The organism is Streptomyces sp. NPDC052107, assembly GCF_040680215.1.
Taxonomy (GTDB): Bacteria; Actinomycetota; Actinomycetes; order Streptomycetales; family Streptomycetaceae; genus Streptomyces.
In genome coordinates, this window is the sequence record NZ_JBFAWG010000023.1 from 91,264 (window position 1) to 103,951 (window position 12,688).

12 protein-coding genes are annotated in these 12,688 nt (G+C 70.9%); 4 read left to right on the top strand and 8 right to left on the bottom strand.

Features of this window, described 5'->3' with window-relative positions:
* Positions 1–219: 219 nt before the first annotated feature.
* From AB0M27_RS24560 to miaA, 4 genes are all read right to left on the bottom strand, one after another.
* A complete protein-coding gene (locus tag AB0M27_RS24560; protein WP_365724083.1) occupies positions 220–2,469 on the bottom strand; it encodes an HD domain-containing protein in 2,250 nt (749 codons plus the stop codon).
* A 282-nt stretch (positions 2,470–2,751) separates the two neighbouring features.
* Positions 2,752–3,627: a diaminopimelate epimerase gene (dapF, locus tag AB0M27_RS24565; RefSeq protein ID WP_365724085.1), complete on the bottom strand. Its 876-nt coding sequence runs from the start codon at positions 3,625–3,627 to the stop codon at positions 2,752–2,754.
* 47 nt (positions 3,628–3,674) lie between these two features.
* Positions 3,675–4,181, bottom strand: coding sequence for a hypothetical protein (locus AB0M27_RS24570; protein ID WP_365724110.1), 507 nt, complete (start codon positions 4,179–4,181; stop codon positions 3,675–3,677).
* 284 nt (positions 4,182–4,465) lie between these two features.
* Entirely contained in the window at positions 4,466–5,404 is a 939-nt protein-coding gene (gene miaA / locus AB0M27_RS24575; protein ID WP_365724087.1) for a tRNA (adenosine(37)-N6)-dimethylallyltransferase MiaA, read from the bottom strand.
* Between the two features lie 183 nt (positions 5,405–5,587).
* On the opposite strand from miaA, the gene AB0M27_RS24580 reads away from it, so the two are divergent.
* Both AB0M27_RS24580 and AB0M27_RS24585 read left to right on the top strand, forming a co-directional pair.
* Positions 5,588–5,878 carry a hypothetical protein gene (locus AB0M27_RS24580; protein ID WP_365724089.1) on the top strand — a complete coding sequence of 97 codons (291 nt, stop codon included), beginning with the start codon at positions 5,588–5,590 and terminating at the stop codon, positions 5,876–5,878.
* A 24-nt stretch (positions 5,879–5,902) separates the two neighbouring features.
* Positions 5,903–6,196 carry an antitoxin gene (locus AB0M27_RS24585; RefSeq protein ID WP_365724091.1) on the top strand — a complete coding sequence of 98 codons (294 nt, stop codon included), beginning with the start codon at positions 5,903–5,905 and terminating at the stop codon, positions 6,194–6,196.
* Positions 6,197–6,374: 178 nt separating this feature from the next.
* Here AB0M27_RS24585 and AB0M27_RS24590 read toward each other — a convergent pair whose 3' ends face one another.
* Together AB0M27_RS24590 and miaB are read right to left on the bottom strand one after the other, a co-directional pair.
* Positions 6,375–7,088 (bottom strand): class III extradiol dioxygenase subunit B-like domain-containing protein, encoded by a 714-nt coding sequence (locus tag AB0M27_RS24590; protein ID WP_365724093.1) that lies wholly within the window; start codon positions 7,086–7,088, stop codon positions 6,375–6,377.
* 232 nt (positions 7,089–7,320) lie between these two features.
* A complete protein-coding gene (miaB, locus tag AB0M27_RS24595; protein ID WP_365724095.1) occupies positions 7,321–8,850 on the bottom strand; it encodes a tRNA (N6-isopentenyl adenosine(37)-C2)-methylthiotransferase MiaB in 1,530 nt (509 codons plus the stop codon).
* Positions 8,851–9,053: 203 nt separating this feature from the next.
* On the opposite strand from miaB, the gene AB0M27_RS24600 reads away from it, so the two are divergent.
* Both AB0M27_RS24600 and AB0M27_RS24605 read left to right on the top strand, forming a co-directional pair.
* Complete coding sequence (locus tag AB0M27_RS24600) at positions 9,054–9,443, top strand: hypothetical protein (RefSeq protein WP_365724097.1); 390 nt, start codon at positions 9,054–9,056, stop codon at positions 9,441–9,443.
* 354 nt (positions 9,444–9,797) lie between these two features.
* Entirely contained in the window at positions 9,798–10,481 is a 684-nt protein-coding gene (locus AB0M27_RS24605; RefSeq protein ID WP_365724099.1) for a GntR family transcriptional regulator, read from the top strand.
* A gap of 142 nt (positions 10,482–10,623) precedes the next feature.
* On the opposite strand, the gene AB0M27_RS24610 is transcribed toward AB0M27_RS24605, so the two are convergent.
* Both AB0M27_RS24610 and AB0M27_RS24615 read right to left on the bottom strand, forming a co-directional pair.
* Positions 10,624–12,006 (bottom strand): OFA family MFS transporter, encoded by a 1,383-nt coding sequence (locus AB0M27_RS24610; RefSeq protein WP_365724101.1) that lies wholly within the window; start codon positions 12,004–12,006, stop codon positions 10,624–10,626.
* A gap of 235 nt (positions 12,007–12,241) precedes the next feature.
* Positions 12,242–12,688 (bottom strand): CoA transferase (locus AB0M27_RS24615; RefSeq protein ID WP_365724103.1); only part of this gene is annotated, 447 nt, incomplete at its 5' end.

Genomic DNA, 12,688 nt, shown 5'->3' on the forward strand with positions numbered 1-12,688 from the left:
CCGGCCCACCCGATCGGGTTCGGTTCCGGGGTCCTTCTGATCCAAGCGCGGCAGCCCTTTGATCCGACCCTGCGGGGCCGGTCCGGTGCCGAGCACTCCCTCGAGCCCCGGCGGTCCTCGGCCGCGTGCGGCGGTCATCGGTCGGGTATGGCGCTCCTCAGACGTGTAGGGCGGCGCCCCTCGGCCGCGTTCGGCGCTCCTCGGTCACACCCAGCGCCCTCAGGAGGCCGGAGTCTGGTGCTGGGCACGGGCCACGTCGTACACGCCGGGGACGTCCCGCATGGCGCGCATCAGGGCCGGGAGGTGGGCCGCGTCGGGGAGCAGGAGGGTGTACGTGTGCCGTACCCGCTGCTGGCTTGGCGGTTCCACGGTCGCCGAGACGATGTCGACGCCCGTCGAGGAGATCGCCTCGGTGAGGTCGGCGAGCAGATGGGGGCGGCCGAACGATTCAGCGACCAGGGTGACCCGGCACTCGGTGGTGTCCCCCCAGCGCACGCCGATCTCCGCACGCCCCTTGCCCTTCATGTGCGCCACCGCGGCGCACTCCGCGCGGTGCACGGTCACCACTCCCCCGCGTACCGCGAAGCCGGTGATCTCGTCGGGCGGCACGGGCGTACAGCACCGGGCGAGCCGCACGGATGCCCCCGGCCGGTCCACGAGGACGTCGGCGCCGCGGGACCGGGTCGTGGGGGTGCCCTCGGCGGCGGCCGCGTCCGCCGGGCGGGACGCGACGGTGCCCTGGGCGGCATAGGCGCGCCGCGCGGGGGCGGTGCCCTCGGCGGTTTCGGCGCCGGTGCCGGTCATGTCCCCGGCACCGGTGCCGCCGCCGGGATGCGTCGCCAGCCAGCGCTGGATGGCGATGCGGGCGGCCGGGGTGTGGGCGTGGTCCAGCCATTCGCGGGAGGGCTCGGAGGCCGGGTCCTGGCCCATGAGGAGCTGGACGGTGTCGCCGTCCTTCAACACGGTGCTGAGCGTGGCCAGGCGACCGTTGACACGGGCGCCGATGCAGGCGTGCGCGTCCTCGCCGTACTGGGCGTACGCGGCGTCCACGCAGGTGGCGCCCTCGGGCAGGCCGAGCGTGCCGCCGTCGGGGCGGAAGACGGTGATCTCGCGGTCCTGGGCCAGGTCATCGCGCAGGGTGGACCAGAAGGTGTCGGGGTCGGGGGCGGCCTGCTGCCAGTCGAGGAGTCGGGAGAGCCAGCCGGGACGGGTGGGGTCGGCGCGCTCACCGTCAGCGGGTGCATCGGAGGCGTCGGAGACTGAGGTGTCGGAAGCGGGGGCGTACGGGTTGCCGAGGGCGACGACGCCGGCCTCGGCGACCTTGTGCATCTGGTGGGTGCGGATGAGGACTTCGACGACCTGACCGTCGGAGCGGGCGACGGCGGTGTGCAGCGACTGGTACAGGTTGAACTTCGGTACGGCGATGAAGTCCTTGAACTCCGACACGACCGGCGTCATACAGGTGTGCAGTTCGCCGAGGACGCCGTAACAGTCGGCGTCCTCGTTCACCAGCACGAGCAGGCGGCCGAAGTCGGTCCCGCGCAGTTGTCCGCGTTTGCGGGCCACGCGGTGGACGGAGACGAAGTGCCGCGGGCGGATGAGGACTTCGGCCTGGATCCCGGCCTCGCGCAGCACCCCGCGCATCTCGTCGGCGACCTCGGCGAGCGGGTCGTCGGGGCGGGCGGCGTTCGCGGCGATGAGTTCGCGCGTGTGCTCGTACTCCTCGGGGTGCAGGATGGCGAAGACCAGGTCCTCCATCTCGGTCTTCAGGGCCTGCACGCCGAGGCGTTCGGCGAGCGGGATGAGGACGTCGCGGGTGACCTTGGCGATCCGCGCCTGTTTCTCCGGGCGCATCACGCCGAGGGTGCGCATGTTGTGCAGGCGGTCGGCGAGTTTGATCGACATCACGCGCACGTCGCTGCCGGTGGCGACGAGCATCTTGCGGAAGGTCTCCGGCTCGGCGGCGGCTCCGTAGTCGACCTTCTCCAGTTTCGTGACGCCGTCGACGAGATAACGAACCTCCTCGCCGAACTGTTCCCGTACCTGGTCGAGCGTCACATCGGTGTCCTCGACCGTGTCGTGGAGCAGGGAGGCCGTCAAGGTCGTGGTCTCGGCGCCGAGTTCGGCGAGGATCAGGGTCACGGCGAGCGGGTGGGTGATGTACGGTTCACCGCTCTTGCGCATCTGGCCGCGGTGCGAGGACTCCGCGAGGACGTAGGCGCGGCGCAGCGGGTCGAGGTCCGCGTCGGGGTGATGGGCGCGGTGCGCCTCCACGACATGGCTGATGGCGTCGGGGAGTTTACCGCGGACGGCGGGGCCGAGCAGCGCCGCCCGGCCGAGCCTGCGCAGGTCGATCCTGGGCCGGGACTTCCTGCGGTCCGCCCTGGGCACCGCGGGGGCGGTGGCCGCCGCGGACGCTGTGGGCGCTACCGGGCCAGGGGTCGCAGGGTTCGTGGCCTCCGCACTCATGGGCACCTCCGGCTCGTGGACCGGCGGACGGAGCCCCAGGGCGTACGCGGCTCAGGGATGGCGACGTTCCCCCGTCCGTGCCGGTGCTTGATGCTATCGAGCCCACCACGCGCGACCGACCGCCTCTCGCCGAGCGTGAAACGGATCACCCATTCGAGCGATGAAAAGGTGGTTTGGGGTTTGCGCCAACTGCCAGGGGATCTTCAGAGACTTCGAACCCCCCGGGCACCGGAAACCGCTGATCCGGGAGCCGCGGGGCGTTCTCCTCGTGGTGACGCCGGGTCAGCGGAGGGCGTTTTCCAGCCATTCGCCGTCGATCTCGCCCTCGGCGACGATCACGGCGGGCCCGGTCATCTCGATCTCGCCGTCGGGCCGCTCGGTGATGCTCAGACGGCCGCCGGGCAGGTCGACGGTGTACGTGACCGAGGTTCCGGTGACGGCCGGGTCGGCACCGTCGCGCCGGGCGGCGGCCACGGCGACGGCGCAGGCGCCCGTGCCGCACGAGCGGGTCTCGCCGGAGCCGCGCTCGTGCACGCGCATGGCGACGTGGCGGGGGCCTCGGTCGACGACGAACTCGACGTTGACCCCGTCGGGGTAGGCGGCGGCCGGGCTGAACGGCGGCGGATCGTACAGGTTGCCGGCCTGCGCGAGGTCGTCGACGAAGGCGACCGCGTGCGGGTTCCCCATGTTCACGTTGCGCGCGGGCCAGCTGTGCTCGCCGGCGCTCACCGTGACCTCGCCCTCCGGCAGGCGGGCGCGGCCCATGCCGACGGTGACGTCACCGTCCTTGGCGATGTGGACGGTCTTCACGCCCGCGCGCGTGGCGATCGCGAGGTCGCCTTCGCCCACATGGCCGGCGTGCTGGAGGTAGCGCGCGAACACACGGACTCCGTTGCCGCACATCTCGGCGACCGAGCCGTCGCCGTTGCGGTAGTCCATGAACCACTCGGCCTCGGCCGCCATCGCCCTGGCCCCCGGGTGCGCGGCGGAGCGCACCACGTGCAGCACCCCGTCACCGCCGATGCCGGCCCGGCGGTCGCACAGGGCGGCGACGGCGGCCGGGGTCAGGTCGAGGGCGTTCTCCGGGTCCGGGACGATCACGAAGTCGTTCTCGGTGCCGTGACCCTTGAGGAAGGGGATCCGCGTGCGCGTGCTCATTCCTCGATCGTAAGGGACCGGCAGCGGTCACACTGCGGGCCGGTTGTTCAGCGGAGCCTTGCCACGCGCCAGACCGCGAGAACCACGACCACGGCCACCAGCAGCACGTACCCGAGTACGACCCGCCAGTCCGGGCGGCGGCCCGAGCCCCTTGCCGGCAGGCCGGGCCAGGTGTGGCCCACGCGGCGGGCGGCCATCATGCCCCAGCCGGCGGCGCACGAGCAGATCAGCAGGCCGAGCATGGCGATGACGGCGCCGCTGTCGCCGAAGTCGAAGGCGAGCGGGAAGGCGAACATCAGGGAGCCGACGGCGGACAGTCCCACGATGGGAGCGAGCTGCCAGAGGCGGAGCCGGCGCTGCGGGCGCAGTTCGACCTCGACCTCCGGACCGCCCGGGTACATCTCCTCGGGCTCCGGTCCGTCGTCGGTCACGCCGTCCGGCGTCTCGTCGAGCCCGTCGTCGGTGAGTGGGTCCGCAGTGAGCCGATCTTCGGCAAGCCGGTCGTCGACGAGTTCGTCGTCGGTGAAGCGGTCCTCCGCCGGCCGGCCTTCGATGTGACGGCCTTCGGGCAGCCGATGGTCGGCCAGGCGGTCTCCGTTCACACGCTCTTCGCTCAGACGATCCTCGTCCAGGCAGTCGTCGGCCAGACGGCCACCGCTCGGCTCCGGTTCGTCACCCGCTGTGGTGACGTGCTCGGCACTTTGTGCGGTGTCGCGAGTGCCGGCCTCCATCGCCACGCGCCCTCCCAACTAGGCTCCACTTGGTCGATCGAAGCTCGATGATGGCACGGCGCCGAAGGCCGCGATGACCGGCGGCGCATCCCGATGCCATGACGTGATCAGGCTGTAACCGGTCGTTCGACCAACGCCAGGGCCTGGTGCGGAAGTTTCCCGCGGTCGGCCACGGCCCCACTCAGCCAGTGGACCCGGGGATCGCGCCTGAACCACGAATCCTGACGGCGCGCGAAGCGCTTGGTCGCGCGTACGGTCTCGGCCCGGGCTTCCGCTTCCGTGCACTCCCCGGCGAGTGCCGCGAGCACCTGCTGGTAACCCAGCGCACGCGACGCCGTGCGCCCCTCGCGCAACCCCTCCGCCTCCAGTGCGCGCACCTCGTCCACGAGGCCCGCCTCCCACATCCGGTCGACCCGGCGCGCGATGCGCTCGTCCAGTTCGGGGCGAGCCACGTCGACTCCGATCTGGACGGTGTCGTACACGGAGTCGTGGCCCGGCAGGTTGGCGGTGAAGGGCCGGCCGGTGATCTCGATCACTTCCAGCGCCCGGACGATACGGCGACCGTTGCCCGGCAGGATCGCGCGGGCGGCCTCCGGGTCGGCGGCGGTCAGCCGGGCGTGCAGCGCGCCCGAGCCGCGCAGCGCCAGCTCCTCCTCCAGGCGGGCGCGGACCTCGGGGTCGGTGCCGGGGAACTCCAGGTTGTCGACGGCCCCGCGGACGTACAGGCCGGAACCGCCGACCAGGATCGGCATGCGGTCCTCGGCGAGCAGTGCGTCGATCCGGGCGCGGGCCAGCTTCTGGTACTCGGCGACGGAGGCGGTGACCGTCACGTCCCAGATGTCCAGCAGGTGGTGCGGGATGCCGCCGCGTTCTCCGGGCGTCAGCTTGGCGGTGCCGATGTCCATCCCTCGGTACAGCTGCATGGAGTCCGCGTTGACGACCTCCCCACCGAGTTGCTGGGCCAGGAAGACGCCGAGATCGGACTTTCCGGCCGCGGTGGGTCCGACGACGGCGATGACGCGAGGGGAGGAGGGTGCGCTGCTCACCGCACCAGTCTCGCAAACCTCCTGGCGGTGCCTCGAACGAGTTACGTGACGGGTGCGGTCCCGGGTCGTTGCCCGTGGCGAGGTGCCGCCCTCCGGCCCGCCGGAGGCGGTGACCCGGGCGGCGCAACCGTACGCACCGGGTAACGCGGGAATTCGCCCGCACGAGTACCGTATGGAGTGGATATGGGCGTTTTTGCACGACTCCTCGGCAGGTCGAAGGCGACTCCGGAGGCGTCGGCCGCCGAGGCGCAGGCCGGCGCGGAGCCGGGAGCCGAGACGGAGGAGACCGAGTCGGCGGAGGCGAAGGCAGCCGGGTCGGCGGAGGCGACGGGGTCGTCGGGGGACGGGAACGAGGACGGGGCGGCGCGGTCGGAGGACGCCGCGGACGACGCGTCCGAGGGCTCCGGCATCCCCAGGCAGCAGTCCGCCGAGGAGGCCGCCGACAGCGAGGCCGGCGAGGGCGCCCGCAAGTAACTGCCCCGCGAGGGAAGGTGGACCATGGGTCTGTTGGACAACATGAAGGCCAAGCTCGGCCCGGCCAGGGACAAGGTGTCGGACCTCGCGCGAGAGCACGGGGACAAGGTCCAGCACGGGATCGAGAAGGCCGCGAAGGCCGTGGACGAGCGGACCAAGCACAAGTACAGCGACAAGATCCACGCGGGCACCGGCAAAACCAGGCACGCGGTCGACCGACTCGCGCACAAGGAAGGTCACGGCCCGGAGAGGACCGGCGGCCATCCGACGACCCCCACCCGGCCCACGCCGCCGGAGGGTCCCCCACCGGCTTCCTGAGCTCCTGGACGGCATGCGGCCGCACGGAGGCAGCGAGCCTCCTGAACGGCGTGCGGCCGCACGGCAGGCGGGTCGGCGGACGGTCGTGGAGCACAACGGCTCCGGGCCGTCCGCCGTTTCCGCGTGCGCCGGAGCCGCAGCCCGAAGCCCGCTATGACCCGGTGGCCACCACGCCGCACTAGGACCAGGTGGCCACCACATACCCCACGCCGTACGGCGCGTCCTCGTACAGCAGTGCGCCGCCGAGGTTCGCGCCCTCGGCGGCGCCGGCCAGGACCTGCCAGGGGGCCCGGCCGGAGGCCTTCAGTTCGTATGCCAGCTCGGCGTCCAGCGCCTGGACGGCGGCCACGTCCGCCGTGCCCAGCGCCCGCGCGACCTCCGCGTCGAAGGGTGCCGCCCGCTCGTCCAGGTAACCCGGCGCCTTGACCGTGCGGCACGCGCTGGCGTCTCCCATCACCAGCAGCGCCACCCGCCCGGCCCGGGCGCCGATCTCCCTTCCGACTTCGATACACCGCTCGGGCGCGAGCGGTTCCCCGACACCGAGTCCCTCGATCGGGGCATCCGCCCAGCCGGTCCGCTCCAGCAGCCAGGCGCCGACGGTGAGCGACGGCGGCAGCTCGCGCTCGGGGACGGTGTCCTCGGCGGGGCCCAGGCGTACCTCCGCGTCGACCCCGAAGCCGCGGAGGGACCCCGGAGTGCCCTGCGGAAACGATCCGCGCCCGCTCTGCTCGGCGGGACCGACGACCACCAGGAGGTCCGGGCGGGCGGCGGCGAGCACACCGAGCGCATCGGCGCAGGCCGAGCGCGCGGCGTCCATCTCGGGAGCGGCGCCCGCGGCCACCTCGGGCACGAGCAGCGGAGGGCAGGGACAGACGGCGGCGGCGACAAGCATGATCGGCAGGGTACGCCGTACGACCGCCGCCGGCCGAGTCAGTCCGATGAGCACGCCGGTCGGATCGGGAGAGCCTGTGCCGTGGGTCGGTCACCTCAATGGCCGGGCCACTCTCCAGCACGTCACGCCGGTCCGCGGACAGGCTGTCGCGCACGTGGGCGGCCTCTTCGGTGAACGCAACTCGACACGGCAGCACGAGGTGCCCCGTCCGCCCCGTACTGCGCCCGGCCACTCAGTCGCAGCCGCAACCGCTTCCCGAGGCGACCGGCAGCGGCTCCGGCGCCCCGATCCTCGGCAGGCCCAGCATGACGCCGGCCGGCTTGGCGGCCTCGGCGGCGTTGCGCTTCTCCCAGGCGTCCCCCGCGCGCGTGCGGCGCACGGAGAGGACGGGGCCCTCGGCGAGGAGGTGGTGCGGGGCGGCGTAGGTCACCTCGACGGTGACCACGTCACCGGGGCGGACCTCCTGCTCCGGCTTGGTGAAGTGGACGAGCCGGTTGTCGGGGGCTCGGCCGGAGAGGCGGTGCGTGGCGCCGTCCTTGCGGCCCTCGCCCTCGGCGACCATCAGCTCGAGGGTGCGGCCGACCTGCTTCTTGTTCTCCTCCCAGGAGATCTCCTCCTGGAGGGCGACGAGCCGCTCGTAGCGCGCCTGGACGACCTCCTTCGGGATCTGGTTCTCCATCGTGGCGGCCGGGGTACCGGGGCGCTTGGAGTACTGGAAGGTGAAGGCCTGCGCGAACCGCGCCTCACGGACCACGTGCAGGGTCTGCTCGAAGTCCTCCTCGGTCTCGCCGGGGAAGCCCACGATGATGTCGGTGGTGATCGCCGCGTGCGGGATGGCGGCCCGCACCTTCTCGATGATCCCGAGGTAGCGCTCCTGCCGGTAGGAACGGCGCATCGCCTTCAGGACGGTGTCCGAGCCGGACTGCAGCGGCATGTGCAGCTGCGGCATCACGTTCGGGGTCTCGGCCATGGCGGCGATGACGTCGTCGGTGAAGTCACGGGGGTGCGGAGAGGTGAAGCGGACCCGCTCCAGGCCCTCGGTCTTCCCGCAGGCGCGCAGCAGCTTGCTGAAGGCCTCGCGGTCGCCGATGTCGGAGCCGTAGGCGTTGACGTTCTGGCCGAGCAGGGTGATCTCGGAGACACCCTCGGCGACCAGCGCCTCCACCTCGGCGAGGATGTCGCCGGGCCGGCGGTCCTTCTCCTTGCCGCGCAGGGCCGGGACGATACAGAAGGTGCACGTGTTGTTGCAGCCGACGGAGATCGACACCCAGGCCGCGTAGGCGCTCTCGCGCCGGGTCGGCAGGGTGGACGGGAAGGCCTCCAGCGACTCGGCGATCTCGACCTGCGCCTCCTCCTGCACGCGGGCGCGCTCCAGCAGGACCGGCAGCTTGCCGATGTTGTGCGTACCGAAGACGACATCCACCCAGGGCGCCTTCTTCACGATGGTGTCGCGGTCCTTCTGCGCGAGGCAGCCGCCGACCGCGATCTGCATGCCTGGCCGCGAGGCCTTCTTCGGCGCCAGCCGGCCGAGGTTGCCGTACAGCCGGTTGTCGGCGTTCTCCCGCACGGCACAGGTGTTGAACACGACCACGTCCGCGTCCCCGTCCGAGCCCTCGGAGGCCCGCACATACCCGGCGTCTTCGAGCAGGCCGGCCAACCGCTCGGAATCGTGGACGTTCATCTGGCACCCGTAGGTGCGGATCTCGTAACTCCTGGGGGCATGAACGTCCACTGCGGGGCTCCGGTCGCTTCTGCTGGTCATTCCTCAAGGGTAGGCGCTTCCCGGATGCCCCCGACCCAGTGCGTCCCAGGAGCCGCCACCGCGAGGAGGGTGAGAGAGCCCGGAGATCTCGCGCGAGCGCTCAGAGCCGCCGGGACAGGTCGGTCACTGGCCTCGGCCCAACCTCGCGCTTTCGCGAGATGGCCTGTCCGAGGGTTGATCAAAAACGCGGAAAGTGCGACGCCATGTCCCACGGCAAGCTGGACTGGGACGCCGAGAAACGCCGGCTGGCGACGCTCACACCCGGCCAGTGCGCGTGGCTGACCCATGACACGTACGCCGTGCACAAAGTCTCCTGCCCCATGGACGGCGGAGTCATGAGCGGTGACGGCCTCATGGACGACGGCGCCGAATTCGGGGCGAGTCTCCACGTGTACCTCAACGAGAAGGAAGTGCACCTGGACGCGTACGAAGGTGCCGACCTGACCCGCGAGGTGTTCGAGTACATCCTCCAGACCAAGCACACCTTCGAGTACATCCTCCAGACCAAGCACACCAAGGAGAAGTCCACCACCTACTCCGACCTGTCCTGGCCGGTACTTCGCGAAGTCCTCGCCAGGACTCCCCTCGGATAGCTCGCCGAGGCGGGGTGACGCCGGGACCGGCCGGCCCAGGGGGCGCACCCGCCGGCCGGTCCCGCGTCCGTGTCACGCGCTGCATCGCCGTCAGCTCACGGTGGCCGCCGCATGCTGAGTCAGGCGCTGGTCGCACGTGGACACGGTCATGGAGTGTCGCGAAGACCGGCGCCCACGGCCTGCCCAATGATGGTCGACAGCATTCTGTCTACAGTATCCTCCACTTGACAAGCGGCAGGCGACCCCGATTTCCCACCAAGCCCGGGGAGTCGGCACCACGGGCAGATCAAGTGTGTAGACTGTAGACGAAAACCAATATCAGGCTAGGTTAAGCCGCTACCGAGGGGTGGAGCCATGGCGTCCGTGACGTTGCCGACCGGCACCGTAACCAAGCTGGAGCGACCCGGCCCACTGCGCGAGCGGGTGTACGAGGCCCTCCTGGAGCTCATCGTCACCAGGTCGCTCAAGCCCGGGCAGCATCTGGTCGAGACCGAGCTCGCCGGCCACCTCGGCGTCTCCCGCCAGCCGGTCCGCGAAGCCCTGCAGCGGCTCAACACCGAGGGCTGGGTGGACCTGCGCCCGGCGCAGGGCGCGTTCGTGCACGACCCCACGGAGGAGGAGGCCGACCAACTCCTCGTCGTACGCGGTCTGCTGGAGGCCGAGGCGGCGAGACTCGCGGCGGCCAACGCCACCCCGGAGGCCACGGCGCGACTGCGCGAGCTCTGCGAGGCGGGCGAGCGGGCACTGAAGGCCGACGACGTCGACGCCGTGGTCGCGGCCAACGCCGACTTTCACACGTACGTGATGGAGCTCGCGGCCAACTCGGTGCTCGCGGAGCTGTCCGCGCAGGTGGATCGCCGCGTCCGCTGGTTCTACACGCCCGTCGCCCGTACCCGTGGCTCGTTGTCCTGGGACGAGCACCGGGCGATGATCGACGCCATCGCGGCAGGGGACGAGCAGCGGGCGCAGCAGCTGATGCGGGATCACACGGAGCACACCCGCACCAGCTACCACGCACGCACGGATGCCGAGCGCTGACGACGGCACGCCGCCACGGGATGTCGCAGGGACGACGGCAGGTCCCTCCGCCCGACGCGGAAAGCCGCCCGCCGTGGACCGTCCGCCCAACGGCGGGAACGGACCACAGCGGGCAGCCGTCAGCCCTGAGTGACGGTGCGGGCTAGGCCGTTTCGCCGCTCACCTGCAACGCGCCCGCCCTGACCCGGCCGGAAGTGGTGCGCCCGGGCTGCCGCAGCAGCATCGCGAGCGCCGCCGACGCCAGCCCGAAGCATCCGGCGAGTGTGTACGCCCCGGAGTAGCCCCACGCCGCGACGACCGTCGCGCCCAGGCCACTGCCGGCCAGCCCGCCCACCAGCTTGGAGCTGTACACCAGGCCGTAGTTCTGGGCGTTGTTGTTCTCGCCGAAGTAGTCCGGGACCAGCGAGGCGAACATCGGGAAGAAGGCGCCAGAGCCGAACCCGGAGATGAAGGCGAAGAAGAGGAACAGCGGTTCACTGCCGATGTCACCGGCCCACAGGACACCGAACTGCGACAGGCCCTCGACCAGGATGACCAGTATCAGGGTCTTCTTCCGTCCCAGCCGGTCGGACACCCAGCCGGTCGCACCGCGGCCGGTGCCGTTGATGACGGACATGATGCCCATCGACGAGGCGGCCACCAGCGGACCGAACCCCATCTCCTTCGCGAACGGAACCTGGAAGGAGATGCCGAAGATGGAGACCCCGGAGCACAGCACCAGGCAGAGCCACATCAGCGGGAGCATCCCGGTGCGGATCGCCTCCATCGGCTCGTACTGCCGCACGGCCGGGGGGTTCTTGGACAGCGCCTTGTCGTTGGCGTTCTTGCTGTGCTCGAGCGGGTCGACCTCCTCAGGCCACCAGTTCTTCGGCGGGTCCCTGAAGAACCAGCCGCAGATCGCAACGAACCCCAGAACGTAGATGCCCACCGAGTCGAGCACCGTGTGGTAGTTGCCGGCGTCGAAGGCATAGGTGAACACGAAGATCATCGGTACGGATCCGTAGGCGAAACCGCCGTTGACGAAGCCGGTCTTGCCGCCGCGCCGTTCCGGGTACCACTTGCCGACGATGTTGACGCAGGTCGAGTAGACCATGCCGGCGCCCGCGCCACCGAGGACACCGAAGCCCAGGATCGCCAGCGTCACGTTCGGCGCGTGACTGAGGGCGAAGAAGCCGAGCCCGGCCAGGACGGCTCCGACCAGCATGGCCCCACGGGCCGTGAGGATCCCTCGCTCTCGGAGCCTTCCCGTCGGGAAGGCCACTGCCGCCTGGAAGACTGTCCACACGCCGAGGACCCAGAAGGTGTCGGTGGATGTCCAGCCGTGCGCCGAGGACAGGACCTCCTCGGCCGAGCCATAGGCGTATTCCGCGACGCTGATGGCCATCATGGCCACCCACGGAAGCACCACCATCAGCAGGCGCGGCCCGCCGAGGATGTCCCGGGGACTCTCGCCGACCCGGTACACGCGTCCGTTCGCATCCGTGATCTCCCGGTATGCGGGCCGCCTGGATGTTGCGGTTGTCATGTCTTTTCCCCTTGCTCAAGAGACTCGCCAGCGCCCCCTGGTCGGTACTCCGTGTGCAATGCGGGGAGGTCCGCCCCCGGGCAGCGGCGCCCGGGCAGGACCTGTCATAGGGACCGGTCTTGACGGTCCGCGTCATCGAAAGTCGGGGTGCGGCGCGACGGTGGTCCGCGTCGCCGGGTCGGCAACGGCGGATGCCGGGCAGCTTGCGCCGAGCGGTGGCGGCACCGCAGCATGCTCAGATCACTCCGTTCGACTTCAGTAGGCGCAACTCCTCGGTGGCCAGGCCGAGTTCGCCGGTGTAGATCTGCTCGTTGTGCTCGCCCAGCAGCGGGGAGGTGGTGACCTCCACGGGGGAGTCGGACAGCTTCAGGGGGCTGCCGACGGTGATGAACTCGCCGCGTTCGGGGTGCGGGACGCGGACCACCATCTCGTTGGCGGCCAGCGATTCGTCCTCGATGATCTCCTTGGTGGACAGGATCGGCCCGCACGGGATGTTGTGCGCGTTCAGCTTCTCCAGCACCTGCCACTTGGGGAGGGTGGACGTCCATTCCTCGATCAGCTGGAACATTTTGTCCAGTTTCGGCAGCCGCGCCTCGGGGGTGGCCCATTCCGGGTCGTCGGCCAGTTCCGGGTGGCCGATCATTTCGCTGAGCGGCTGCCAGCCGACGGGCTGGACGATGAC

Excerpts from the sequence above, each read along its gene's own strand:
- AB0M27_RS24560 (WP_365724083.1), bottom strand. The coding sequence starts at position 2,469 with ATGAGTGCGGAGGCCACGAACCCTGCGACCCCTGGCCCGGTAGCGCCC.
- dapF (WP_365724085.1), bottom strand. The coding sequence starts at position 3,627 with ATGAGCACGCGCACGCGGATCCCCTTCCTCAAGGGTCACGGCACCGAG.
- AB0M27_RS24580 (WP_365724089.1), top strand. The coding sequence starts at position 5,588 with ATGGGCGTTTTTGCACGACTCCTCGGCAGGTCGAAGGCGACTCCGGAG.
- AB0M27_RS24585 (WP_365724091.1), top strand. The coding sequence starts at position 5,903 with ATGGGTCTGTTGGACAACATGAAGGCCAAGCTCGGCCCGGCCAGGGAC.
- AB0M27_RS24590 (WP_365724093.1), bottom strand. The coding sequence starts at position 7,088 with ATGCTTGTCGCCGCCGCCGTCTGTCCCTGCCCTCCGCTGCTCGTGCCC.
- miaB (WP_365724095.1), bottom strand. The coding sequence starts at position 8,850 with ATGACCAGCAGAAGCGACCGGAGCCCCGCAGTGGACGTTCATGCCCCC.
- AB0M27_RS24600 (WP_365724097.1), top strand. The coding sequence starts at position 9,054 with ATGTCCCACGGCAAGCTGGACTGGGACGCCGAGAAACGCCGGCTGGCG.
- AB0M27_RS24605 (WP_365724099.1), top strand. The coding sequence starts at position 9,798 with ATGGCGTCCGTGACGTTGCCGACCGGCACCGTAACCAAGCTGGAGCGA.
- AB0M27_RS24610 (WP_365724101.1), bottom strand. The coding sequence starts at position 12,006 with ATGACAACCGCAACATCCAGGCGGCCCGCATACCGGGAGATCACGGAT.